Source organism: Secundilactobacillus collinoides DSM 20515 = JCM 1123, assembly GCF_001435975.1.
Taxonomy (GTDB): Bacteria; Bacillota; Bacilli; order Lactobacillales; family Lactobacillaceae; genus Secundilactobacillus; species Secundilactobacillus collinoides.
The window spans coordinates 15,718-40,346 of sequence record NZ_AYYR01000029.1 but is presented as its reverse complement, the minus strand read 5'-3'; the positions used below and the strand labels follow the sequence as shown (position 1 = coordinate 40,346).

21 protein-coding genes and 1 riboswitch are annotated in these 24,629 nt (G+C 46.6%); of the genes, 8 read left to right on the top strand and 13 right to left on the bottom strand.

The features are described from left to right. Positions 1-173: 173 nt before the first annotated feature. Together FC82_RS06080 and FC82_RS06075 are read right to left on the bottom strand one after the other, a co-directional pair. Positions 174-662: a GNAT family N-acetyltransferase gene (locus FC82_RS06080; protein WP_056996488.1), complete on the bottom strand. Its 489-nt coding sequence runs from the start codon at positions 660-662 to the stop codon at positions 174-176. Between the two features lie 14 nt (positions 663-676). Further along, positions 677-1,612 carry a magnesium transporter CorA family protein gene (locus FC82_RS06075; RefSeq protein ID WP_054759579.1) on the bottom strand — a complete coding sequence of 312 codons (936 nt, stop codon included), beginning with the start codon at positions 1,610-1,612 and terminating at the stop codon, positions 677-679. Between the two features lie 195 nt (positions 1,613-1,807). Between FC82_RS06075 and FC82_RS06070 the strand changes: the two genes are divergently transcribed. Beyond that, positions 1,808-3,166 carry an amino acid permease gene (locus FC82_RS06070; protein ID WP_056996487.1) on the top strand — a complete coding sequence of 453 codons (1,359 nt, stop codon included), beginning with the start codon at positions 1,808-1,810 and terminating at the stop codon, positions 3,164-3,166. Between the two features lie 352 nt (positions 3,167-3,518). Here the strand turns inward: FC82_RS06070 and FC82_RS06065 are convergent, their stop codons facing one another. Beyond that, the gene (locus FC82_RS06065) at positions 3,519-4,913 is read right to left on the bottom strand and encodes an FAD-dependent oxidoreductase (protein ID WP_056996486.1); all 1,395 of its coding nucleotides are present in this window, start codon (positions 4,911-4,913) and stop codon (positions 3,519-3,521) included. A 114-nt stretch (positions 4,914-5,027) separates the two neighbouring features. Between FC82_RS06065 and FC82_RS06060 the strand changes: the two genes are divergently transcribed. Then, positions 5,028-5,732 carry an EAL domain-containing protein gene (locus tag FC82_RS06060; protein ID WP_235809189.1) on the top strand — a complete coding sequence of 235 codons (705 nt, stop codon included), beginning with the start codon at positions 5,028-5,030 and terminating at the stop codon, positions 5,730-5,732. A gap of 158 nt (positions 5,733-5,890) precedes the next feature. On the opposite strand, the gene FC82_RS06055 is transcribed toward FC82_RS06060, so the two are convergent. Continuing rightward, positions 5,891-6,607: a VIT1/CCC1 transporter family protein gene (locus tag FC82_RS06055; RefSeq protein ID WP_054759642.1), complete on the bottom strand. Its 717-nt coding sequence runs from the start codon at positions 6,605-6,607 to the stop codon at positions 5,891-5,893. Between the two features lie 19 nt (positions 6,608-6,626). Then, positions 6,627-7,310: a VIT1/CCC1 transporter family protein gene (locus FC82_RS06050; protein WP_235809188.1), complete on the bottom strand. Its 684-nt coding sequence runs from the start codon at positions 7,308-7,310 to the stop codon at positions 6,627-6,629. A gap of 395 nt (positions 7,311-7,705) precedes the next feature. Here FC82_RS06050 and FC82_RS06045 point away from each other — a divergent pair, with 395 nt between their 5' ends. Both FC82_RS06045 and FC82_RS06040 read left to right on the top strand, forming a co-directional pair. Then, a complete protein-coding gene (locus FC82_RS06045) occupies positions 7,706-8,089 on the top strand; it encodes a hypothetical protein (RefSeq protein WP_056996485.1) in 384 nt (127 codons plus the stop codon). Between the two features lie 440 nt (positions 8,090-8,529). Then, entirely contained in the window at positions 8,530-9,144 is a 615-nt protein-coding gene (locus FC82_RS06040) for a LysM peptidoglycan-binding domain-containing protein (RefSeq protein ID WP_054759572.1), read from the top strand. Between the two features lie 193 nt (positions 9,145-9,337). On the opposite strand, the gene FC82_RS06035 is transcribed toward FC82_RS06040, so the two are convergent. Then, positions 9,338-10,186 (bottom strand): aldo/keto reductase, encoded by an 849-nt coding sequence (locus FC82_RS06035; protein ID WP_056996484.1) that lies wholly within the window; start codon positions 10,184-10,186, stop codon positions 9,338-9,340. 108 nt (positions 10,187-10,294) lie between these two features. Between FC82_RS06035 and FC82_RS06030 the strand changes: the two genes are divergently transcribed. Then, complete coding sequence (locus FC82_RS06030; protein ID WP_056996483.1) at positions 10,295-10,711, top strand: OsmC family protein; 417 nt, start codon at positions 10,295-10,297, stop codon at positions 10,709-10,711. 786 nt (positions 10,712-11,497) lie between these two features. Here FC82_RS06030 and FC82_RS06025 read toward each other — a convergent pair. Next, positions 11,498-12,379, bottom strand: a complete 882-nt coding sequence (locus FC82_RS06025; protein ID WP_056996482.1) for a LysR family transcriptional regulator — start codon at positions 12,377-12,379, stop codon at positions 11,498-11,500. Between the two features lie 152 nt (positions 12,380-12,531). On the opposite strand from FC82_RS06025, the gene FC82_RS06020 reads away from it, so the two are divergent. Beyond that, complete coding sequence (locus tag FC82_RS06020) at positions 12,532-14,157, top strand: malolactic enzyme (RefSeq protein WP_054759568.1); 1,626 nt, start codon at positions 12,532-12,534, stop codon at positions 14,155-14,157. 401 nt (positions 14,158-14,558) lie between these two features. Here the strand turns inward: FC82_RS06020 and FC82_RS06015 are convergent, their stop codons facing one another. The 6 genes from FC82_RS06015 to FC82_RS05990 all read right to left on the bottom strand — a co-directional run bounded on the left by FC82_RS06015 (position 14,559) and on the right by FC82_RS05990 (position 20,677). Continuing rightward, positions 14,559-15,380: an HAD-IIB family hydrolase gene (locus FC82_RS06015; protein WP_056996481.1), complete on the bottom strand. Its 822-nt coding sequence runs from the start codon at positions 15,378-15,380 to the stop codon at positions 14,559-14,561. Between the two features lie 501 nt (positions 15,381-15,881). Next, complete coding sequence (locus FC82_RS06010; protein WP_054759563.1) at positions 15,882-17,012, bottom strand: vitamin B12 independent methionine synthase; 1,131 nt, start codon at positions 17,010-17,012, stop codon at positions 15,882-15,884. Between the two features lie 376 nt (positions 17,013-17,388). Beyond that, positions 17,389-17,871, bottom strand: a complete 483-nt coding sequence (locus FC82_RS06005; protein ID WP_056996480.1) for a GNAT family N-acetyltransferase — start codon at positions 17,869-17,871, stop codon at positions 17,389-17,391. 333 nt (positions 17,872-18,204) lie between these two features. Then, the gene (gene tenA, locus FC82_RS06000; RefSeq protein WP_056996479.1) at positions 18,205-18,891 is read right to left on the bottom strand and encodes a thiaminase II; all 687 of its coding nucleotides are present in this window, start codon (positions 18,889-18,891) and stop codon (positions 18,205-18,207) included. Between the two features lie 80 nt (positions 18,892-18,971). After that, a riboswitch (TPP riboswitch) is annotated at positions 18,972-19,067 on the bottom strand. A 61-nt stretch (positions 19,068-19,128) separates the two neighbouring features. Further along, a complete protein-coding gene (locus tag FC82_RS05995) occupies positions 19,129-19,899 on the bottom strand; it encodes a glucose 1-dehydrogenase (RefSeq protein WP_056996478.1) in 771 nt (256 codons plus the stop codon). 70 nt (positions 19,900-19,969) lie between these two features. Then, positions 19,970-20,677 (bottom strand): MIP/aquaporin family protein, encoded by a 708-nt coding sequence (locus FC82_RS05990; protein ID WP_054759559.1) that lies wholly within the window; start codon positions 20,675-20,677, stop codon positions 19,970-19,972. Between the two features lie 815 nt (positions 20,678-21,492). Here FC82_RS05990 and tkt point away from each other — a divergent pair. Further along, positions 21,493-23,514, top strand: a complete 2,022-nt coding sequence (gene tkt / locus FC82_RS05985; protein WP_056996477.1) for a transketolase — start codon at positions 21,493-21,495, stop codon at positions 23,512-23,514. Beyond that, positions 23,514-24,239 (top strand): transaldolase family protein, encoded by a 726-nt coding sequence (locus FC82_RS05980; protein WP_191982795.1) that lies wholly within the window; start codon positions 23,514-23,516, stop codon positions 24,237-24,239. Before tkt ends, FC82_RS05980 begins: the two co-directional genes overlap by 1 nt. The last annotated feature ends 390 nt before the right edge of the window (positions 24,240-24,629 follow it).

Sequence of the window (24,629 nt, the reverse complement as noted above, 5' to 3'; positions counted from 1 at the left end):
TCTCACTTAACGGGATTCACTGACGTCGCGGTTAAACTTACTCTCCGCTTCATGGCATTTGTTTTTTCTCATCAATTGCTAATGTGGCTTTAATTTAATCCCAAAATGGATATTCGTCAACCCTTTTTTAAAAACTTTTTTCAAACAGGTTTGAAAATTCCGTCTAAAATAGCTTAACGGAGCGGTTTAACGAGGTTATACCAAATTTCACCCGCGTGGTCAGAATCGGCCACCCCATCGTTGTGGAAGCCATTCTGTTCGTAAAACGGCACTAGCCGATCTAGACAAGTGAGGGATATCGTTTCCCGCTGGGCTTTTTTGGCAACGTCTTCCAAAGCGGCCAAAAGCTGGCTGCCTAGATGCTGATGTTGGGCACTTGGGGCCACGGCTAATGACAAGACGAGCTGATTACCACCAGTCGGCTGGTTCGGCTTTGAGGTTGCGTACATGTCGTCGAGGACATAAGGACTTGCATCCACGGGCCCGACAATAAACCCTTGAACAGTTCCCTGGTCATCACGAGCTACCAAGAAACTGTCCGCTAAATTATCGATTCGAACTTTAAACGCTGCCGGCGTCCCAGCCTCTTCAGGCGTGAACCCAGCTTGTTCAATGGCAACGATTTGGTCCAAGTCGCTAGGTGTTACAGATTCAATTTTCATGTGTCAAAAACTCCTTATAAATCGTGATGCTTTCTAAGGTACCACACCAGCGCAAAGATTGGAACCACTGACAGCACGATAGAAAGCACCCACGCCCACGGCAGTTTGGTAAGCGGCAGGTCCATGTTCATTCCCCAAAAGCCGGACACAATGGGTGGAAATGCCAGTGCCAGCGTCCAGACGGTCAGTAACCGCATGGTCGTGTTCAAACTATTGTCCAAGACATTGCTGTAGTTATTGGACAATTTTTCAACGACCTCGGCGGAAATATCAGCCAGCGAGCGACTCTGTTCAACTTCCACCATGAGGTCCTTTAGGTGCTGGGTTTCGCTCTCATCCAGGTGCAGCGGGTCGTCATCCGCATCCGACAAAACCTGAATCTGACCGATTGCCAGCACATTGTTATGGGCAGCCGTTTTTAGATACACAAGTCCCTTGTCCAACTTGGTCAGTTCAGCAATTTGTTTGTTACTTGGCCGGCGATGATAATTTTCCAAGTTTTCTTGAATATCATCCAGTGCATCGATTCGATCTGCGTACCCGTCATTCAAGTTGAATAATAATTCAATAATCAAATTCAGTTCACTAACTGGTCGTTTCTGTTCGCGATGATCCTTGACGATTGACGCCATCAGGTCAACAACGTACTTCGTTTCATTTTGAACGATGGTCATGACCAGATTATCACGCAGCAAAAAGGCCACGGGAAGCGTCTCATCCGTTCCCAGCTCATGGTCGTCTTTATGTTCAGGAATCACACGGAAAATTAACAGCTTGCTGTCATGTGTATTATCGTAATTAAACCGAGCACGTTCCCGGCGGTCCTTAATGTAGGAAATGTACCTAGGTAACACGTGATAGTTTTCTACCAACTGGCTAAAATCTTGTTGATTTGGCTGGCTAACCGCCACCCAGGTAAGGTTATCCCATAACGAATATGTCTTGATCATGGCCTAACATCCTTCTTTACATTTGCCATCGCGGCGTTTTTCGTGTAGCATTATTCTCATACTAAGTTAATAAAATGAGGCTGACTGTGGTTAAGTCTATTATCGTTATCATATCACATCGCGGTGTTGCACTAATATTATTTGTCAGCTTCCCTCATCATTAACTAAGATTTTATGTGAAAGGGATTAGAAATTATGAAACGTAAGTTAAGTGCCCGTCAGATGCAAATGATTGCACTGGGCGGGACCATTGGTGTTGGGCTGTTCATGGGCTCCACCTCAACCATTAAGTGGACGGGGCCTTCAGTTTTGATTGCCTATGCCATTGCCGGTCTCTTCCTGTACATGATCATGCGGGCGTTAGGTGAAATGCTCTATGTGGATCCTGATACGGGATCATTTTCCAAGTTCGCCACTGAGTATATTCACCCATTAGCTGGTTTTTTAACCGCCTGGAGCAACATCTTCCAATTCGTTATTGTTGGGATGAGTGAAATGATTGCCATTGGGGGCTACTTTGATTACTGGTGGCCGCATTTACCCGACTGGATTCCTGGTCTGGTTGCCATCACCTTCCTGTGTTTAGCCAACCTGATCTCTGTAAAAATGTTCGGGGAACTGGAATTCTGGTTCGCGCTGATTAAGGTTGTGACCATTATTCTGATGATCATCGTTGGTCTCGGTTTGATTGTCTTTGGTATCGGGAACCACTTCCACCCAATTGGGATCAGCAACATGTGGACCCACGGGTTCTTCACCGGCGGCTTCAAGGGCTTCATCTTCGCCCTCGCCATCGTGCTGGCTTCTTACCAAGGTATCGAGTTGATTGGGGTCACTGCTGGGGAAGCTGAAAACCCGCGTCAAACGCTGGTTAAAGCTATCCGCTCAACCGTTTTCCGGATCTTGATTTTCTACATCGGCGCCATCTTCGTTATCCTGAGCATCTACCCATGGAACGAACTTGACAACGTTGGCTCACCCTTCGTTGAAACCTTCGCCAAAATTGGGATCACCGCTGCGGCGTCAATTATTAACTTCGTTGTCATCACGGCTGCCTTGTCCGGATCGAACTCCGGGATCTACAGTGCCAGCCGGATGTCCTACACCCTGGCCAACAACGGTCAGCTGCCAAAACGATTCCTGAAATTAAACCGTCACGGCGTCCCATTCTACTCAGTTATTGCAATTTCCTTTGGGATCTTCCTTGGAGTCGTCCTAAACTTTGTCCTGCCGCTCTTCTATAAAGGTGCCAGCAACATCTTCATCATGGTCTATAGTTCAAGTGTCCTGCCAGGGATGATTCCATGGTTCGTTATCTTGATCAGCCAGATCAAGTTCAGAAAAGTACACAAAGACGAGATGAAAGATCATCCGTTTAAGATGCCATTTTCACCATATTCAAACTATATCACCCTGTTCTTCTTGCTGTTAACGTTGATTTTCATGTTCATCAACCCAGAAACCAGAATTTCGATTTGGGTCGGCGTTATCTTCCTGGTCATTATGACTTTAGTTTACTTCCTGAAGTTTCATGGGAAAGTAAAGACGGATTAGCATGCAATATTCAGGCAAGACAGTAAATGGAAAATGCACGCCAGACAGCTTTGCAAAACTTGTCCGATGACGCTTCGTTTCAATAGCTATTCAGACGGGGTTGTCGAGCTGAAGTGACACATTTAACACAAGTGACATCCTTTGTACAAAAAATCACCCACTGCAATTACGCAGCCGGGTGATTTTTTTGTTAAATATTCTGATGATTTTTTCTAATTTCCGGACTCAACACACTGGACCTGCGCTGATTTTGAAATCTGACCAGTGCGAATACTTTAAAGTTGAATCCCATTTTGAAACTTAGGTACTTTGTATCAGCCAGACTGCCACCCTAGGCGTCTTCTTCCACAGGCTACAATCCTTGCTGATTTCCCAAAGCCGTGAACCTTGGGCTATCGTTATTAGCTTGCCGTTCCTGATCCACTGCCAATTGAGCTGCGATGTTAATGTAGTTGAATGGGTTGTCAAAATTTGGTTGGAACAACATATCAACCAACGATAGGTCATCAATCGTATTATTATTTTGAATAGCAATTGAAATGGCATTTGCCGACTGGGCAATTTCGTGCTTACTTATCAATTGTGCACCGAGAACCCGCCGTGTATCCCGGTTGTACACCATCATAATCGTCAAGGCATCCGTTGTCGGCATGTATTCAGGGCGCCAGATACCTTCGTAAACCACCTGTGCCGCATTAATTTTACGTTTTAACGCATGTTCCAGCGTCAAGCCGGTCGTGGCAATTGAATAGCCAAAAAGTTTGATTGCTGACGTTGCCTGCGTCCCCATGTAGGGATAATTTTCGTGGAAAAGGTTATGCGCCACAAGCACAGCCTGACGAACCGCACTGGAGGCCAGTGGTGTGTATGCCGGTCCACCCGTTGGGTTAAACCGCACCATGGAACAGTCTCCAGCCGCAAAAATGTCTGGGTTTGTAGTTTGCATGTGCCCGTTGACCAGAAGCGACCCGTGTTTTTCCACTTCAACTTGGCCATGAAGCAGATCACTATTAGCAACAAATCCAGACGTCACAATCGCCGCGTCCGCGCTGTAGTTACCGTGAGCCGTTTCAAGTTCAAGATTGCCGTCACTATCCCCATTGAACCCGGTGACACGGTGATTTAGAAAGATTTGAACGCCGTGTTGTGCCAACATATCCACGATACCGTCTGACATCTTTTTACCCACATAGTTATCTAGAATCTGATCACCATTTTGAAACATTTGGATTTCATGGCCGGTCTTCGCTAATGCTTCCGCAAATTCCGTGCCTGAATAACCCGCACCAACAATTGCGATACGGTGGTACTTCTCAGATGCCTGATAAATTTCCTGTGCCTGCTGGTAGTTCTTACACAGTAGGACTTTTGCGTTATCAATCCCGAAAATTGGCGGCACAACTGGCGTTGATCCCGTTGCCATCACCAATTTATCGTATGTATCCTTAAAAATTTTGCCAGTAATCATGTTGGCAACCTGAACCTCATGGTTGACCGCATCAATCGACAACACATCATGATTATCTTCCACCTTGGCGCCCATATCTCGGAGTTCCTCCGGTGACGAGTAAAACATGTCTTCAAGCCGATTGACTTGACCATCCAAATACAAAGAAATTCCGCACGACAAGAACGAAAAATTATTGTTCCGTTCGTAAATCGTCACTTCTGTTTCGGGGTGAATCTTTAAGATTTCAGTTGCCGCAATGGTCCCAGCGTGCGTCGCGCCCACGATAATGACCTTCATTAGTTGCCCTCCATTACATTCCATAACTATCCACATTATACTATCGCTTTTGTTGAAAAACATCAGTCTTTGAAAACTTTTATCCTATCAGTATGCTATAATTAGCTTAAAATCATGATTAGTCTGGAGGGACGTCAGGTGTACCGGTACTTTATCCAACCACAATTAAATGCGTTTACAAACTCCCTCATCGGCTACGAAATGCTCATTCGGAAATTCGTGGACGGCCATTGGCAGCTCCCAAAGAACTTTGCGTCAATTCCAATCGATGAACAGGTACCAGTGATGGCGCAGACAGCAAAGCAATTATCGCTTAAAATCAAATCGGTCTCGTTTAATCTCAACCGAACGCAATTCATCAACCCGGAAATGTCGGCGGCATTGATTGCTGCCCAAAAGGCGATTTTTCCGGTCAATTTGATTGTTGAAGTCACCGAAGAAGCCGGCGATAATAACGTGACGATTCCCCAGCTAAAACGGCAGATTCGTCACTTTGACACACATGGCATCCAGTTCAGCCTAGACGATGTCGGCACCGGCATCAATACTTACGACCACATCAGTTCATTATTGTCACTCGCAAGCGAAGTCAAGTTTGCCATGCAGAACTACCGTCGTGATCATATGGATGCCAAGATCCATAAAGATTTGACATTTTGGCAAGACATCGCCAAGAAGGAACAACTCCGGCTCATTGTTGAAGGCATTGAAGACGACGATGATGACAGCATGCTGGATCAAATGGACGTTGCATACCGGCAGGGATACTATTATGGCCAACCGCATTTGTTTGAATTAAAAGATGATAAAAAGGACTGAGCTTGGCTCAGTCCTTTTTTTGATTGACATTCTTATAGCAACCTGGTGTTATCAGTTTTTTGGGTTTGCTTGAAAACAGCTGCACGCTTTGCCAGCCTTTGAGCGCCACTGCACGCGGTCGCAAGTCGTCCAAACTATGAGCCTGTCTCCCTGTTACACTACTTTAGCAAGATCCCAACCGAATAGTGAATGATCATGGTCAGAATCCCAACGATCACATTTCGGATGATTGCGGTCTTCGTAAGCCCATCACCTAGCTTAGCACTCAGAAATCCAGTTAAGGCTACCGAAGCACAAACAGCCAGAATCGTGATCGGCCACTGGTAGGCAACCGGCGACAACGTCATTGCTGCCAGTGGGAAAATGCCACCGGCTGACGCTGAGAACAAGGAGGAAAACGCTGCTGACCATGGACTCATATAGTGATTGAGTTTTAAATCATACTTCACGTTGATCACTGTCTCTAACGGCTTTTTTGCCATCAAGTTGTTTGCAATTTTTTCAGCGGTTTCGCGTGTGACACCCCGGTCGGTATAGTGGTTGATCACTGCTTCAACCTCATCATCGTAATTCGTTTGAAGTAAGCGTTCCTCAGTACGGACGACGGCTTCTTCCGTATCCTTTTGTGTGCTGACGGAGGCGTACTCGCCAGAGGCCATTGAGAAGGCACAGGCGAGCAGATCTGACAGGCCGGCAATGAAGATCGTAAACTGATTGGTTGTGGCAACGGCCACACTAAACAGGACTCCAACAACGGTCAGGATACCATCGTTTGACCCCAGTACCCCGGCCCGTAAAGTATTCGCGCGTTCTTCCATCGTTTGGGAAGACTTTTTAGGTTTTCTGGCTTTAATGCCATTGATTACTTGATTCATCATAAATGTCTCCCCCTAGTTAATGACTGCCGATCAGGGTCCCAATCGCAAACGTCACAAGCATCGTGATCACACCGGAAATAACGTTGCGCATGACACCATGCGACCGACTTGCATTCCCCAGCGTAGCGGCGCTGAACCCGGTGACTGACAGTGCGATAATAACGGCCAGCGCGGTACCCCAGATACGCGCGCTTGCCGGCAATAGTGTAATTGCCAACATCGGTAAAATGGAACCAATTGGAAACGAGATCATGGACGCTAAGGCCGCCGCGTACGGACTCGTAAATTCACCAACATCAAATCCGTAACGTTCACGAACCGTCGTGATCAACGGATCCTGGGTCATCATTTCCTGAGTCGCTTGCTCTGCTAATGCGGGCTCGATACCGTCATCAACATATTTTTGCTTCACAAAGTTAAATTCGTTATTATAGGACTCAGATAGTGCCTCTTTTTGCCGCATAATTGCTCGCCGCTGCGTATCTTTTGTCGTGTTAACGGACACGTATTCGCCCATCGCCATAGATACCGTACCGGCCAACATACCTGAAATACCCGAAATAAAGATGGCAAAGCTGTTGGTGGTTGCGCCGGCAACCCCGATAACGATACCGGCAACTGATAGAATGCCATCATTGGCACCCATCACGGCGGCCCGCATGACGTTGATTCGCTGCGCTAATGTCTGCTTTTTCTTCAAGTTGTTCACCCACCTTTTAGATTAGAATTATTCTTAACTGCAAAACAAATTGTAATCTATTTGAATCCAAAAGTAAAACAAAAACAAAGTTAGGTCAACTTAACATTTTAACAAAAGTCACTAGAACTCTTACGTTCAGTGGCTTTTTTGTTGGTTATTCAATTTTGGAATTTTTTTAAATTAACAATATTAAGTAAACTGATTGCCGGTTGTAAGCGATTTCAACGATTTTTATGTCCTTTTATCCGTCCAACTTTTTGCGTCTTAATTCCTGTTTTGTTCCATTAATTTAGTCTTGGTATCCTCAATTTGGTCGTGGCGTTATCACTGGACAAACGCCGCGGAACTTGTTTTAATCAAACCAGAAATCTAATGTTTAATAAGGAGATAACAATATGTCCAATGACTTAGCAAACTTAAAAACACTTTATACCGCTACTAAAAATACACTGCTTGACCACCCGCTTTCTGCAACAGAGCGCAGTACTTTTCAAACGCAACTGACGGCCCTAACCCCACTTGGACAAACGAAACAGGAAACAGCGCTGATTGATGCCTATAGGGAACTTGTGGCCGCTAACCTCTCTTTTCCAATACATGGACTTTTTTACCTGATGAATATCAACGCGGATCACACAACAATTGTACTCCCGGTAGCCCCGCAGCAGGTGCAAGAGTGGCGGGTCAATGACCGCCATTTGCTGAGTCTCTTTGCCCAAAACGCGTTCTTATTTAAAGGATTGCCCGTAGATGATACCGTCGCCGTTGCACTCTTGTAACAGCTTGTATGAGAAAAAAGCCTTCAGCGACAACCATTCGTTGGCAGGGACCTTTTTTCCTTTAAGGATTATTAAGTCAGATATCGAATGAACCTGACTGTTATTCAGCAATAAGAAGTAATTTGAGGGTTATTTCCGTTAAAGACCCGTATGTACGTTTAATTTTCGCCTGATAATCTTTAATATTCTAATCAATATCTCATTTAACTGTAACATTTCTGCCTTGTTCCGCTTACATATTTCTGAATATGACACTAACGTTACAAAATAACATTTAAAAGACAAACACGAAATTTACTGTAGTCGCGCTGTTAAAAAAACTACCCTTTTGCATGGTATAGTAATTCTTGTAGCCAGGAGAAATAATGTTTTTCTAATGGCTACATAAACGGTTTTCTTAAATTACTAGTATAACAACGAAAGGTTGGCACACTATTTATATGTTAAAACACACTTCTTTTACTCGTAGCTTGCTCGTATTCGGCGCCTTTATCGGTTTAGGTCTTGTATCGACCACCGCTAAAGCAGACACGACGTACACCGTAAAATCCGGCGACAGCCTTTGGGCCATTGCTCAAAAGTATGACACCACTCCAGAGCGTATCGCAAAAGCAAATGATCTTTCATCCATTCACGCGGTGATTCTTCCTAAGCAATCGTTAAAGATCAGCAGCGATACCAAGACAGATGCTGCCTCATCCAAGGTTAAGCCTTTATCAGCTGATAGCAGCAAATCCACTACTGCTAAGTCCACTGACAGTTCATCAAAAAGTGGCTGGATGAGCATGGTTGCTACCGCTTACGACCCACAAGTCGCTGCCGGTGGCCAAGGCACTTCGATTCCAACTGGAACCGGCGTTGCCGCCGCTTTAAGCCGATTCCCTAAGGGCACTGAACTCGAGATCAAGTACCAAGATGGCACCACTGAAAAGCGAGTCGTCAACGATACCGGAACCTTTGCCTACAGCAACCCGAACCAGTTGGATATCTCTATGACGAACGCCGAAGCAATGCAATTCGGCCGTCAAAACATCCAGGTTCGCGTTGTGGATTAATGTCATTGATACAACATAAAAACGACTTCCATTAGGAGGTCGTTTTTTTATTGAGTTGGATTTAGTGCGCCGAGTCCCTTGTATTCGCCCCGACTACGCACTTATACTGTGTCAACGCTCCTTTTACACTGAGTATCGAGGCGGTGAACGGCAACTGTTACCTAACCATAGGCAACCAAATTACCGCCGAGTGTCACCCTTGTGTTTCGTTATGAAAATGGCTCGGTGCTGTATCTTGACATGCGTTAAGTCTCTCCATGTCAATAGTAGAAATCATGAAATCAAGGGCCTTATTCGCTGCTATGTGGGCCTGGCTGGTAGCCTTGGGTAACGGCAGCACGCCGGCTTGCAGGCAGTAACGCAAGGCTAACTGCGGGACAGTAACGTTGTACGTGTCCGCTAGCGCCGTTAATTCAGTACTGTGCAAAACGTCACCGGTGGCCAACGGCGAGTACGCTTCGATGAGAATGTTATGCGCCTTTGCGAACGCTGTGATCTTCGGTTCCGTGAAACCAACATAGTATTGGATCTGGTCAACGGCTGGTGTCACTTTGGTGTTTTTCATGAGATTCTTGAGGTCGTGCACGTTAAAGTTTGATACCCCAATGGCCCGCGCTTTGCCGCTCTTGTAAATTTCCTCCATGGCGCCCCATGCCTCAACATTTTCCGTATCACATTTCTGCCCGATGTTTCGCCAAGGCCATGGTGCGTGAATTAAATAGAGGTCAACATAGCCGATATTTAAATCCGAAAAAGTCTCGTTAAAGGCTTTCAGCACACCATCATGGTCCTTGATGTGCGAGGGTAGTTTCGACGTCACAAAAACATTCTCGCGAGCAATCCCAAAATCGCGAATAGCACGGCCGACACTGACTTCATTGCCGTACGCCTTTGCAGTATCAATGTGGCGATATCCCTCTTTTAAAGCCGTTAAAGTCGATTCATAAGCTACCTTGCCGTCTGGAATCTGCCAGGTCCCAAACCCGATTTTTGGGATATTGACGCCGTTGTTGAGTTCGTATACATCTGTTAATACAGCCATAATTTTCCTCCTTTAATCATGTAAGCGTTTCCCCTTGCGACTATAATTATAGCATTTACCGCCAAAAGACCTTACAATTAGAACATCAGAAAACATGAGGAGGATATCATGGGAAAATATATCGTACATTCAACCCTGCGGCCACTGGGGACCCAGGTCATGAACCGCACTGGCGGACACACTTTTTTGGCGGATGAACCAGCCGCCGCAAAGGGCACAGACGCAGCGCCCAACCCGGTTCAATACCTGCTAAGCGCGGTGGGCAGCTGTATGAGTGTCACCGCCCGCGATTTGGAGAATAAGGAAAAGAACCTGACCATTAAGAAGTTTCAAGTCGATGTTTCAGGTGAAACGACATCTTACCAAGATGGGAGTTCCCGTGTCACCCATATCGACATTAAAATTGCTGCTGAGACGAATCTATCGGAAGCAGACCACGCATTTTTCTTGAAGGAAGTTGTGCGGAAGTGCACCGTGCATGAATCCTTGGTTGGCGCAATTCCGATGGACATCACTTATATTTAAAGCAAGAAAGCGTTGGGCATATTTCGGGACGCTGCCATCTAATCTCGGCGCAACAGTAAAATAGGCGCCAGAAAATTGGACCGCAAATCAGATTCTGTTTAGCTTAACAAGGTTGTCCACAGTATCAAAAAACCGTCTGCAAATTGCAGGCGTTTTTTAATTCGTTAACTAAAACGCGTAAACTGCAAGTATCACTTAATAACGAGGCCAATCATGAATTTTCGAGACCGCATTTACTTTCAGAATCTAACCCAAACCCTCAGCTACACGGAGACAGCGAAGGTTGTCAAATTTCTCGCTACATTTTGGGAAACGTAAATCGAAAAGCCAAAATTCAACCCATACTGACCAGAAAACAGCAAAGGGCTGACCCGCTGGAAGCCCGTAACAACATCGGTTTGTGTCCAATCTGGTCGGACAACTTAACCCAAATCGGTAATGCAATGGTTTTAATTAAAAAGGCGATGCTAAACGCAACCTCACACAATAAATACAACTGACTGGTTCGAAAAGTCCCATTGTTTTAAAAAATAACGGCACGATCGGCACCACCATTGAGATTGCACCCTTGACCATAAAAACTCCGAGCCAGAAGATCCGCAAATTTCGTTTCCAATCGATCGATTGATTCAAATCCTCATCCCTGACTATGTAATAGAATGTTAAAAAGCCTATCACGACTGGTTTTCTATAGTCAAAGTCGGGTCTCTTATAATTTTTAATCAGAATAAAACAACCGTCCCTGCAGTGTCTTAGTTATTAGGTAGGTGCAAGCGCGGTTGTTTTTTAAGTCAGGGCGTGTTGAATTACATCCAGAATTTCCTGTTGCAAGGGGCTAAACACGTGCGAATCGCGGTAACCCAGGCTGGTCACAAACGTGGGCATATCTGCATCCAGTAAGGGAATTTGAACCACGTCATCGCGGGCAGGCGCCACCGCTGTCATCATAAACCCCATGCCGATGCCTGCCGCAATCAGATTCAGTAATCCCTGGATCTCATTTGACCGAAAAACAACCTTTGGCCGCACTCGTGCACGCCGAGCGAGCTGGTTAAACGCCTGGTTATGAATGAAACCGTCTTTGAACATGACAAATTCACGGTCCTTTAGCTGCCTGAAATAGATTCCGCTCGGGTCAGCTAACGGGTCGTCCGCCGCCATATACACCGCGAATGGTGTTTGATTAAACACCTGTGTCACAATATGCGGTTCAGCCAGCGGTTCGATCGACCCCATCAATGTCAGGTCAATGTTGCCCTGCTTGAGTGCCTGCAACGTTGTCGAAGAACCCGCTTCGAAGGTTTGAATCTTATCCAACAACCCCTTCACCTTCAACTGTTTCGCGATTCGCGTAAAATACTGTGTTTCAATGATTGGCGGTAATCCTAGGCGCAGTCGACCCGCTTTTTCTGCTGCGATTTCTTTTTGCAGCAACGCCTCATGGTCAATGATTGCTCGAGCGTGAACCAGGAGTTGGGCACCCGTTGTTGTCACCGTCAGTGTACCACGCGCCCGATGACGGCTGATGAGGGTCGTCGCCAATTCCTTTTCAAGTCTCTGCAACGCAAACGTGATGGTCGGCTGACTGACGTTAAACTGTTGAGCCACCTGCGAAAAATTTTTTATTTCGGTTAATTTAACAAAGTACTTTAGGTCTTGTGTATTCATTAATTCCTATCACCCCTTGTTATAATACGATTTCAAAACCTATTATAATCAATTCTTATTATAGCTGTCCATTATTATAGCTGTCCAGTTTGACTATAAAATTTCACAAGGACTATGCTACGGTCATCAATTAAACGAAGAAGGCAATTCATATGACAGCATCCATCCTTAATGACCCGTTTCAAAATAAAGGTACCGCATTTACCCCTGAAGAACGCCACGACCTCGGACTGGAAGGACTTCTTCCACCCTACGTTGAAACATTGACCCAGCAGACTGCGCAAACATACGCGCAATATCAATCCAAGCCAACAAACCAACTCAAACGCCAATATTTAATGACGGTGTTCAATGAAAACCGCATTCTGTTTTATAACCTCTTCAGTCAACACGTGGCAGAGTTCATGCCCATCGTTTACGACCCAACGATTGCGGACACAATCGAGCGCTACAGTCATTTGTATAATGCACCGCAGGAAGCTGCTTTTCTTTCAATCGACCACCCCGATGACATCCAAGATAGCCTAAAGAACGCTGCTGCTGGCCGGGATATCCGACTTATTGTTGTCACAGATGCGGAAGGCATTCTCGGTATTGGCGACTGGGGCACGAACGGTGTCGCCATTTCAATCGGTAAACTGATGGTCTACACAGCCGCTGCCGGCATCGATCCAAAACAGGTACTACCAGTTCCAGTTATGCTGGACGCTGGTACAAACAACCAGCAGCTGCTTGATGATCCGTTATATCTGGGCAACCACCACGCCCGAATCACCGGCTCTCAGTACGATGACTTCGTGGACCAGTTTGTTACCAGTGCCGAAGCGCTATTTCCAAATATGTACCTGCACTTTGAGGATTTCGGCCGCAGTCACGCAGCAAAAATCCTGAAGAAATATCAAGATAAATACACGATTTTCAATGACGATATCCAAGGTACCGGCATCATCGTTCTCGCAGCCGTTTTGGGTGCGCTTGCCATCTCCAAGCAAAACCTGACCGACCAAACTTACCTGTGCTTTGGTGCCGGTAGTGCTGGTGCGGGCATCGCAAAACGCGTTTACGGTGAATACCTGCAAGCAGGTTTGACACCCGCCGAAGCCAAAGCCCATTTCTACCTTGTAGATAAGCAAGGGTTGTTATTTGACGATGATCCAACACTGACGCCGGAACAAAAACCGTTTGCCCGTAAGCGTAGTGAGTTCGACCACTCAGAAACTTTGACCGACCTCGCCAGTGCGGTTGCTGCCGTTCACCCAACGATTCTTGTCGGAACCTCAACGCAGCCTGGCACCTTTACGGAAGCCATCATCAAGGACATGGCAGCACACACCCCGCGGCCAATCATCATGCCACTGTCGAACCCAACCAAGCTCGCTGAGGCAAAAGCAGAAGATCTGTTGAAATGGACTGATGGCAAAGCACTGGTCGCCACTGGGATTCCAACGCCAGACATCACACTGAACGGCATCACTTACCAAATCGGTCAGGCGAACAATGCGTTAGTTTATCCCGGCTTAGGACTGGGTGTCATTGCCGGCAAGACCACCACGTTAAACGCCGAAATGATATCAGCTGCTGCCCACTCTCTCGGTGGTTTAGTGGATGCTAGCAAACCCGGGGCAGCGGTACTGCCACCCGTTACGAAATTAGCTCAATTTTCGACGACTGTGGCCGAAGCTGTCGTGCAGAGTGCAGTTGATCAACAGTTGACCAAAGAGCCGATTACTGACGTCAAGCAAGCGGTAGCCGATACCCGTTGGACACCGAAATATTAAATAAAAAATTGAGGCAAGAATCCCCTCTCTACCCATGACCGGAATATTTTAAGTATACGGCGTCATGTTTATTCAATCTAAACCTGTGATAAAAACAGTTCTAAAATATATAAGCGACCCCCTCTAGAAATCTTTTCGAGATTTTCAGAGGGGGGTCGCTTATATTCTTGGAGCAAAAACATTCTTGCGCCGATTTTTTCTTACTATTAGTTACTTTCTTGAATTTCTACCGTCTTGCTAGGCGACCGCGTGGAAACGAACTGCGTGAGACAGGAGCCTAGTGCTGAATGAAATTTTCGGCTGCATCTGCCTTAGTGGAGGTTACGGCGGGCACTCAGGTTTCATTTTTGAAACGCGCTTTGCAAGGCAAGGGGCTACCGCAGAACACCTTGCTCCGCTCCCTACAATGCCTTCGCCATGGCCGCCAGCACACCATCGTGATTATTATCAAATTGTGTCACATTTCCGGCAGTCTTTTGAATGTGTGCATCCGCGTTCTTCATCGCAAAACTATTTGGCGTCATTGTCAGCATACTCAAATCGTTTTCATTATCGCCAAACGTCATGACCTCGTCATCTGCAATGTTGTACAGTTTCTGCAACGCACGAATACCGGACCGCTTCGTCGCTTCCTTCAGCCCGATCAGTTCCGTGTTAAAACCTGAGTTTTCACTGCTGAGAAAGTCTGGCAATTGCGCCTTCAAGGTTGTGCGAGCCTGCTGAAAATCAACGGTCTCAGCAAAGTTAATAGCAATTTTAGTGAATTGATCATTCACCGTTTGCCCGACTAACTGTGCTAAACTACTGACGCTGATCACTGGCCGGTAGTAGTATTTAACGATTTTCAACGCTTCCGGGTCCATGTCGGCATTCACGTAGGTGCCGTTTAGCCCGGAAACAACTTCCTGATTAACGTCGTGTTTTGCAAACAAGCGGCTGATGGTCGCGATGATGCCATGCACCTGATTGTCCGATAACGGCATTATCTCCCTCAACTGGTCGCCCTGATGCACGATGGCGCCGTTTTGGGAAATAAAATCCATGTTGTCCGCAACTTCGGTGAATTCGTGCCGTAATCGCTGGTATTGTGATCCGCTAGCGGCCACAAAGTGGATGTGATTTTGCTGCATCCGTTTAAAAAGGTCGAGAAACCGGCCTTTATCGTACGTGCGGTCATCCCGCAAAAAAGTGCCATCCATATCCACTGCTACTAGTTTTATCATCGCTGTACCTCACTTGTTCGTTTCGTTTTTGTATCATTACATGATAGCAGATTCACTTGGAAATTTCACATGCGACTTAAAAAACGAGACTGGCAATCACTGTCGGTCCCGTTTTTTTATTTTCGATTGATGATACTTGTTAGACTATTTAGCTAAAAGAAATAAAGAATGCTAAGCGTCATTACAGTTGCGACACTTGGCAGACAGTCAGGCACGGACCTTTTTTTGCACTTTGTTTAAGTGGTCCTGGCGTCGTTGCCGAAACGAGTTTCACAAGGCAAGGGGCTCCTGCATAACGGGCTATGAGCCAAAATGTCGGAACCGGACTTTTCTGTTCTTTATTTAAGTGGTCTTGGCGTTGTACTCTCTGGCGTCGTTGCCGAAACGAGTTTCACAAGGCTGAGGGCTACTGCAGAAGCGACTCTGGGCAAAAAAGTCAGAACCGGACTTTTCTGCCCAGAGTCGCTTCTGCTCCGCCCTCAAAACGCCTTGTTTCACTCTCTAGGCGTCTTTCCACACCGATTCCGCAATTTCTTTAACCAAGTTCAACTTGGCCCACTGCTGTGTTTCCGTCAGTTCATTGCCTTCTTCAGTAGAGGCGAAGCCACACTGTGTTGACAAGGCCAAGTTTTCCAATGGCACTGTCTTTGCTGCTTCTTGAATACGGGCAACAATGGCATCCTTGTCTTCCAATTCTGGGAATTTAGAAGTAATTAAACCTAGTACCAAACGCTTGTGGCTGTCGTTGTTCCAAATACGGGCAAGTGGGGCAAAACTGCCGGCACGTTCGTTGTCGTATTCAAGGAACAGGCCATCGTAGTTCAATTGACCCAAGTAGTCGGCAACGTCATCGTAACTCCCTGAGAACAGGAAGGTCGATTTGAAGTTACCACGACAAATGTGGGTGGTAACGGTCAGGTCCTCTGGTAGGTCCTTAATGGCACCATTGATCACCTTAACGCCGTCTTCAGCTAACTTCACGTACTTGGCATGTTCTTCTGGCTGGTCTGCTGTTTCGTTTAACTTGCTGATCAAAAAGGCCCAAGTAGTGTCGTCTAATTGGATGTAACGGTCGCCCAAGTCGTAGAAGTGGAGAATCGTATCGCGGTACGCCTTTGACAGGTCGACCAAATATTCATCCCAAGTATCATAGAACTTGTTCCAGTTGTCGCTCCGGTTGTCACGGAATAACATAGTTGGTGAAGGAATCGTTTGCTTGACTAAAACGCCTTCTGGCACGATTGATTGTAAATACTTGAAGCTTTCAAAGAAGGGGTGGTTTGGATTGATGGCAATCTTACCAGTTAATTCAACATTGTCCGTCCGAGTTGTGTCACCCTTGAACTTGTAACTTTGATGATAGTCGTACTTGTCGACACCGGTCAGTCCCCAAAGGAAGTCCAAGTGCCACCATGACCGGTTGAATTCACCGTCAGTAACAGCCTTCAAACCGATGTTAGCTTGTTCTTCAACGATGCGCTTTGTTTCTTCGCGTTGAATCTTTTGCAAATCAGCAGCGGTGATCTTACCAGCAGCTAAGTCTTTGTGTGCCTGCTTCAAATCAGTGGGACGTAATAAACTGCCCACTACGTCAAAACGATATGGAAATTTAGTTAAAGTTGTTTCAGTCATATTTGGTTTCCTCCAGAATTTGTTTTCGATAAATTTGCCAATAAAAAATGCCCCCTGTCATATTGACTATGACAAGGGGCGAGAAGGTCGCGGTACCACCCAAGTTCGTGTTATAAAAACACCTTACCGGTAATTGCTTACCGACAACTTAACGGCTGTCACCGGATCACCAGCTTGAACCGGTGACCAACTGCTCGGAGTTCATCTTCGCAAGCGTTGCAGCTCCTCCCTTTCACCTACCGGAGTTCTCTGTGACTGCGCAACTTGGTCTCTTCTCTTCAAAGTTATTAGCGAATTAAAATTTAATGACAAATATAGTCGTTATTTCTAATCTTGTCAAGCACCGAAGATTATCATTTATTCAAACAAGTTTGGCTCATTCGGCCAAATCGTACAGATACCATGTATCACAGGCGCCATGTTCCGATTGCGGTAACGGCTTGGTTAACTGGTCAAATCCTAATGACCTGTACAGATTATTTGCCGCCGTCATCTGGTGGAATGTTTCAAGATACAGGTACGCGTAGTGCTGTTTCGCAAATTCAAAACATTCAGGAATCAACGCTTTAGCAACGCCCTGTCGTCTGTAATCTGGTGAAACGTATAGTTTTTGCAGCTCAGCGATACCATCTTCAGGCGCAATTGGTCCAACACCGCAACCACCCATGACGCGATGGTCATCGCTGACTGCCACAAAATACTTAGCGTCGGCCGTTTTGTCATACCACTTACTCAAGTGGTCCACGAATGGATCAAAGTAGGCCGTTCCCGGCAGATTGAGGTGCAGATCTTCTAAATCAGTACGGAGAATCTTGGCCATTTCAGCGTCATTGGTCGCAGTTATTTTTTGAACTTTCATCAAATCGTCTCGCTTTACTATGTAGTATAAGTGAGATTATAGATGGGTTAGCGAATCGGTACAAGTCAGAATATGGCTTTTTAATTTTTTAGGGCGTACACATTTAAAAAGTGCCAGCGACGTTGGGGGTCGGGGGCACTTTTTTGGTTTTTGGTTTTTTATCTGAGTTTTGCGATTCTTGGTTTTTGGTTTTTACCTTTTGGTTCTTTACTGCTTGTTCTTGACAGCCGTGACTAAACGCGTTTCGTAAGGCAAGGGGCTCCTTCATAACGAACTCTGGGCCAAAAAGTCAGACCCAAATTTTTCAGCTCAGCATCCGTTATGCGCCGCCCCTTAGGCGTCTTGCTTCACGCTCTGCACTGTCCATTCCTGCTTATCCATTGCCATCTGCCAAAAGGCCAATTCATACGCACTGCTTCGCACAAACGAATCCTGCATCTGTGTGCGTTCTGCTTCATCCGCGTTTTCGGCGGTCTTATTAGTCAATTGAATCATTGTATTGACACTGTCGGTGTAATCATCACTGTCATAAGTCTTGATCCAGCGTTCATATAAGTCCACCGGTGAACCTGCAGCTACCAACCGTTGACCAATTTCGTTATACAGCCAGTAACAAGGCAACAAACCGGCAATGGCTCTTCCTGGTGTCCCACGGTCTAATTCAGAATACATATGGTTCACATAGTTGTACGCGGTCGGTGCCATCGGTGTGTGGGCAATCTCATCTGGCGTAATGCCCAATTGTTCAAAGAAGCCCTCCCGGACAGCAATTTCACCGTCTTTCAAGCCTTGCGCACCGGCCATTAAAAACGCGATGTCTTCCTTGTTGGTCAATTTTTCAGCAATTTTTTCGTGCAGCTTCCCGAACTCGTTTAAATAGTATCGGTCCTGAATCAGATAGTAACGAAACACGTCGTTAGGCAACGATCCGTCACCGATCTCGTGGACGAAAGGATGGTCAAAACTCTTCTGCCAAAAAGGTTCCGCTGCGTTGTGGATTTGCGTTGTAAATGTGGTCATGTAGTTCCTCCTCGTTTTAAAAAAACAGGCAACAAAATACCGACCAGGAGGAAACACTCTGGTCGGTCGTTTAATCGTCATTGATTATACGTTAACTTTCCTTCGCGAGTGTTAGCTCACAGGTTCAAAGGGTTCGGATAAAACCGTCTCAGCAGATTGCGCCCCTAGTTAGTTATTTAATTACAAAATATAGTATAGCACAGTTTCACAAAATGAAAGCGATTCATTCAGTCTCGCCTACCGTAACAAATACCCGCCATCAACGGGAAGCATTACACCGGTCACATAATCGGACGCTTCGCTGGCTAGGAACACCATTGGTCCCATCAGCTGTTCAGGCTGACCCCAGTCACCTGATGGAATGTGCGCAGCAATTTCCGGTCCGCGAACGGGATCTTCTTGAAGCGGCTTGGTCATTTCTGTGCTGATGTAACCCGGTGCCAGCCCGTTAACCTGAATGTGGTACGGCGCTAGCGCATCAGCATATGCTTTTGTTAAGCCCATCACGGCGTGCTTGCTGGCTGTATAAGGAAAAATTCGCTTACCAGCGCGGTACGACTGCATTGAGCCAATGTTGATGATCTTACCGTGTTGCTGTTTGGCCATGACTTTCGCTGCTGCATGGGACAAGTAATACAGGCCGTTCAAATTAACGTCGATAACGCTGCGCCAGTCTTCGTCCTTAAAATCCAAAACATCGTTGCGCAGTTGAACGCCGGCATTGTTGATCAAAATGTCCAGATGGCCAAATTCAGCCACCGCAGCCGCCACAATGTCATCAGCAGCATCCGGGTTCGTGATGTCTTGTTGTAAAAAAGCCACCTTCTGACCGTTTGCTTCAACCTTCTGCGTTGTGTCTTCCCAACCCTTCTGTGAAGCGCTGACCACAAAAATGTCAGCCCCATATTTGGAAAGCGCAATCGAATAAAATTGACCAATGCCGCGGGCGCCGCCGGTGATCAGGGCGACCTTACCTGCTAATGAAAAACTGTTTTTATCAAATGTCATGGTTCCACTTCCTTTTCAAACCGGCAACGCCGGTGAAATTTAGAGTCACTCTCATTATACTGCCGTAAAGTTACTTAAGCAGGGTTTCCAAACCAGTGGCAATAAACCCGCCAATCAGCGGTCCGCACATCGGTACCCAGGCATAACCCCATTCACCACTGCCCTTATGCGGCACTGGTAAAATCGTGTAGGCCAGTCGGGGACCCCAGTCACGAGCAGGGTTCAATGCGAACCCGGTGGTGGTCCCAAGGCCGGTACCAACGACCATAATCAGCAATCCAACAATGAACGGTTTCAGTCCCTGAGTAAAATTCCCTAGATTTAATAGAATAAAGACAAACGCAAAGGTGGCAATAATTTCAGAAATCAGGTTAAACAACGGCGAATTAATGGCTGGCCGTGTGGCAAAAATACCGACTGAATTTCCGGCAGCCTCATCCGGACTCGCCTTAAAATGTGGCCGAAATTGAATGATGACTAACGCTGCGCCGACAAAAGCACCCAAAAATTGGCCTAATAAATACGGTACCACGTCATGCCACGGTAGCAGCCCGAAAATGGCGTAGGGAATTGTAACTGCAGGATTTAAATGACCCTGCGAGCCCAAAACGCCAGCAACATAGACGCCCATCGTCACGGCCATGCCCCAGGAAAGACTGACAAAGAGCCAGCCCGATCCTTTCGCGTACGTCTTATTCAAATTGATCCCCGCTCCAGTTCCGGCACCTAACAGAATCAAAATCATCGTGCCGAAAAATTCACCAATAAACCCGTTCATCACGAACACCCACTTTTCAATTAGTATTGACCCAACATAAGCTGTGACCATTTTAGCATAATAAAAGCGGTTTCAGGGCAACAAAATACTCGTTTACGATATAAAAATGCTATTGTGAGTTTTTTTTTTAAGCTTCATCACTGCCATTTAACCGAATTTAACCGGTTTAAGCAGAAATATTCCGCTCTTTTTTAATAAGTATCGCATGACATTCAATTCATAGTTTAGCTCAAATAATGAGGTAGACCATTTAAAAATATGCGGACCATCTGTTCAAAAATCCGGACTAGTTATACAACTGACCATAAACTTCACAGCGTTTCTAAGCGTATTCGAAACTTCTCTAATTTTTTTGACCCAGTTCCTCGCTTTTTTCAGGCAAATCGCGTATAGTACAATTAAACTTTACAAATAATTTCATTAAATTGTTTTAATATCTTGTAATGCTTATGAAAATTGCTGAAAACAGTCATCAACATTCCCAGAGAAGTATTCCCACTTCCCGTGTGTTATCAGCTTTCATAACAAGTTTGCTTGATAATTACAATGAATTTTCCCATCATTGTTGATTTAAAAATAAATCAGAAATGAAATTTGTTTCAGTCTTTCGACGCATTACCTATGCCTTTCAGAAGAATACCAGACTTGTTTTTGAAGACAGCGCTTCATTCCCTTTTATGCGTTGTTTTCATAACTCGCAATAACCGATTTGGACAACTGAAAACGTCAAAATTTTCAGGTATACCATTTAGAGTTCGAGAGTTGACAGTCTGCTCAAAATACCGTATATTTTCTGGACATAGGAGCGTGATTACATGCAAAACAACAGCCTAGACCAAAGATCAATCAATGCCTTACGTTTTTTGAGCGTTGATATGATTGAAAAGGCCAATTCAGGTCACCCGGGTCTCCCATTAGGAGTTGCCCCGATGGCTTACACATTATGGACAAAACATTTAAACATTAACCCCACTGATCAAAAGTGGGTCAACCGAGACCGGTTTGTACTTTCTGCCGGCCACGGTTCTGCATTGCTGTACAGCCTGCTGCACCTGTCTGGCTTCAATCTTTCTATTGAAGACCTCAAACAGTTCCGGCAGTTCCAATCCAAGACACCAGGTCACCCCGAATACGGGATCGTCGATGGTGTTGAAGCAACCACTGGCCCACTTGGTCAAGGCCTTGGGATGGCGGTTGGGATGGCGATGGCTGAAAACCATCTGGCTGCCCAGTACAACCAACCGGGCTTCAACATTATGGACCACTACACTTACGTCATTTCTGGCGACGGCGACCTGATGGAAGGCGTCTCACACGAATCCGCAAGTTTAGCGGGCCATTTGAAACTCGGCAAACTCATCGTGTTCTATGATGACAACAACATTTCTCTCGATGGCCCAACTAGTATGGCGTTCACCGAAAACGTCGCCGAACGTTTTGAAGCTTACGACTGGCAAGTGCTCCACGTGGCCGATGGCAACAATGTGGCTGAAATCAACGCTGCGATTGAAACGGCCAAGGCTAACCCGAACCAACCGACCCTGATCGATGTTAAAACGATCATCGGCTTCGGCTCCCCGGTCGCAGGTACGAACACCGTGCATGGCAAGCCGCTGGGCGAAGCCAACATGGCGGCTACTCGCGAAGCACTGGGTTGGCATTACGCCCCATTTGAAGTACCCGAAGACGTGACCGACAACTTCAAATCAAACGTCAAGAACCGCGGCATCGATGCCGAAGCCGACTGGACCAATCTGTTTGACGAATACACCCGGCAGTTCCCTGAGCTGGCTGAGCGGTTCTTGAACGGGTTCAAACCAGTTCACTTCGATCTGGATTTGCCTGTGAGTCACGTTGGCGAAAAGGAATCCGGGCGGAACACCAGCCAACGGATCATCGGCGCCATCTCTCAGCAACTGCCAAGCTTCTGGGGTGGTTCCGCTGACTTATTTGCCTCAAATAAAACGAATATTAAAACGGCAACGGCATACGAGGCCAACGCCCCAGCCGGGCAAAACATCTGGTTTGGTGTCCGCGAATTCGGTGAAGCAACCGCTGTTAACGGCATGATTCTGCATGGCGGGATCCACGCTTTTGCCAGCACGTTCTTCGTCTTTTCAGACTACATGAGAGCCGCCATTCGATTAGCTGCCATCCAACAGATTCCAGCCACCTACATCTTCACCCACGACTCCGTTGCTGTTGGCGAAGACGGCCCGACCCACGAACCTATCGAACATCTGATGAGTTTCCGGGCAATGCCGAACGTAAACGTCATCCGGCCAGCCGACACCAACGAAACAACGGCGGCATGGCGGGTTGCCTTAGCTGCCTCGAACACGCCAACTATTCTGGTGCTTTCTCGTCAGGACTTACCGACCCTGCCACTGACAGAAACGTTAGCCGATGAAGGGGTTAAGCACGGCGGTTATGTGCTCTCTCCTGCCAAGGGTGACGTTCCAGAAGGTATCTTGATTGCCACTGGTTCTGAAGTTCACGTGGCGATTGCTGCTCAAACACAGCTGCGCGAACAGGGTCACGATGTCTCGGTGGTTTCGATGCCATCCTTTGAACTCTTCGACGCCCAGTCAGCTGAATACAAGGAATCTGTCCTGCCGTCAGCCGTCACAAAACGGGTCTCCATTGAGTTAGGCACGACCATGGGCTGGGAACACTACGTTGGGTTAAGCGGAATCGCTCTGGGCATCAACAACCGCTTTGGCGAGTCCGGCAATCCGCAAACCATCATCGACAGCTTCGGTATCACACCCGAAAATACTGCTGACGCGTTCCTGAGTCTCGTTTCCGAAAAACAGTCAGTTAGAGAGGGGCAATAATTGTGGCTACACCTACATTCAAAATTAAAATCTATTCCGATGGTGCTGATTTGGGCGACATGCAGGCCATCAACAAAAACGACTTTGTCACCGGCTTCACCACGAACCCTAGCCTGCTTAAAAAGGCTGGTGTCACCAACTACCTGGAATTCGCAAAGAAAACTGTTGCGACGTTCCCAGATGAACCGATTTCCTTCGAAGTCTTCAGTAACGACTTCCCAACCATGGAAAAAGAGGCCCATTTGTTACACGATTTAGGCAAAAACGTCTACGTAAAGGTGCCGATTCGCACCACAGACGGTCAGTCCACTGCTGAACTGATCCACAACCTGACCGCTGCCGGCGTACAGGTCAACGTGACCGCCATCGCCACCACTGACCAAGTAGCAGAAAGTCTGGCAGCCATCGAACCCGGCACCCAAAGCATCGTGTCGATCTTTGTTGGCCGGGTTGCGGACACTGGCGCCGACCCGCGGCCATTTGTAGCCGAGAGTGCTGCCCTGACCGCCAAACGCGATGAAGTTGAACTCTTGTGGGCAAGTACCCGGGAGATCAACAACATCTATCAAGCCCAGGAAGCAGGCGTGGACATCATTACGGTTCCGCCGGCAATCATCGCCAAGCTTGTTTCACATTTTGGCCAGACTGGCGACGAAGTCACAATGAACACGGTGAAGGGCTTCGAGGCCGACATCAAAGCAACCGGGTTACACATTTTAGATTAGATTATTGGGGTTTATAGCTGAGCCCGAGTAATGGATTTGCCTTTGTAAGATAACTACGAAAAACGACAGGCCCCTGTTTGCGGGACCTGCCGTTTTTTGTTTGGCGATTAAAATGGATGCCAAGATGATTTCAGTCAGACATTATGCTTGTCGATAGGTAATGTAATCGCTCATCCGTGCTCGAATCAGTTTTGGAACATTGCTGATTTGCGTGACCGGCTTGGCGTCATTGCCCTTTAGTAGATTGTCTAGTGAGATAGACAGGATGACGCTGATGTCGAACAGCGTATCTAGTCCTATCCTATTACGTTAGCGTGAAACCGTTTCGCGGGTGACGTGGTGCTTTTCCGCTAAATCCCGTTGCGTCATTTGGAGCCTTTCGCGTTGCGT

Bases quoted from the DNA above. Each gene is read 5' to 3' on its own strand.
- FC82_RS06080 (WP_056996488.1), bottom strand. From the start codon at position 662: ATGAAAATTGAATCTGTAACACCTAGCGACTTGGACCAAATCGTTGCC.
- FC82_RS06075 (WP_054759579.1), bottom strand. From the start codon at position 1,612: ATGATCAAGACATATTCGTTATGGGATAACCTTACCTGGGTGGCGGTT.
- FC82_RS06070 (WP_056996487.1), top strand. From the start codon at position 1,808: ATGAAACGTAAGTTAAGTGCCCGTCAGATGCAAATGATTGCACTGGGC.
- FC82_RS06065 (WP_056996486.1), bottom strand. From the start codon at position 4,913: ATGAAGGTCATTATCGTGGGCGCGACGCACGCTGGGACCATTGCGGCA.
- FC82_RS06060 (WP_235809189.1), top strand. From the start codon at position 5,028: ATGATTAGTCTGGAGGGACGTCAGGTGTACCGGTACTTTATCCAACCA.
- FC82_RS06055 (WP_054759642.1), bottom strand. From the start codon at position 6,607: ATGAATCAAGTAATCAATGGCATTAAAGCCAGAAAACCTAAAAAGTCT.
- FC82_RS06045 (WP_056996485.1), top strand. From the start codon at position 7,706: ATGTCCAATGACTTAGCAAACTTAAAAACACTTTATACCGCTACTAAA.
- FC82_RS06040 (WP_054759572.1), top strand. From the start codon at position 8,530: ATGTTAAAACACACTTCTTTTACTCGTAGCTTGCTCGTATTCGGCGCC.
- FC82_RS06035 (WP_056996484.1), bottom strand. From the start codon at position 10,186: ATGGCTGTATTAACAGATGTATACGAACTCAACAACGGCGTCAATATC.
- FC82_RS06030 (WP_056996483.1), top strand. From the start codon at position 10,295: ATGGGAAAATATATCGTACATTCAACCCTGCGGCCACTGGGGACCCAG.
- FC82_RS06025 (WP_056996482.1), bottom strand. From the start codon at position 12,379: ATGAATACACAAGACCTAAAGTACTTTGTTAAATTAACCGAAATAAAA.
- FC82_RS06020 (WP_054759568.1), top strand. From the start codon at position 12,532: ATGACAGCATCCATCCTTAATGACCCGTTTCAAAATAAAGGTACCGCA.
- FC82_RS06015 (WP_056996481.1), bottom strand. From the start codon at position 15,380: ATGATAAAACTAGTAGCAGTGGATATGGATGGCACTTTTTTGCGGGAT.
- FC82_RS06010 (WP_054759563.1), bottom strand. From the start codon at position 17,012: ATGACTGAAACAACTTTAACTAAATTTCCATATCGTTTTGACGTAGTG.
- FC82_RS06005 (WP_056996480.1), bottom strand. From the start codon at position 17,871: ATGAAAGTTCAAAAAATAACTGCGACCAATGACGCTGAAATGGCCAAG.
- tenA (WP_056996479.1), bottom strand. From the start codon at position 18,891: ATGACCACATTTACAACGCAAATCCACAACGCAGCGGAACCTTTTTGG.
- FC82_RS05995 (WP_056996478.1), bottom strand. From the start codon at position 19,899: ATGACATTTGATAAAAACAGTTTTTCATTAGCAGGTAAGGTCGCCCTG.
- FC82_RS05990 (WP_054759559.1), bottom strand. From the start codon at position 20,677: ATGAACGGGTTTATTGGTGAATTTTTCGGCACGATGATTTTGATTCTG.
- tkt (WP_056996477.1), top strand. From the start codon at position 21,493: ATGCAAAACAACAGCCTAGACCAAAGATCAATCAATGCCTTACGTTTT.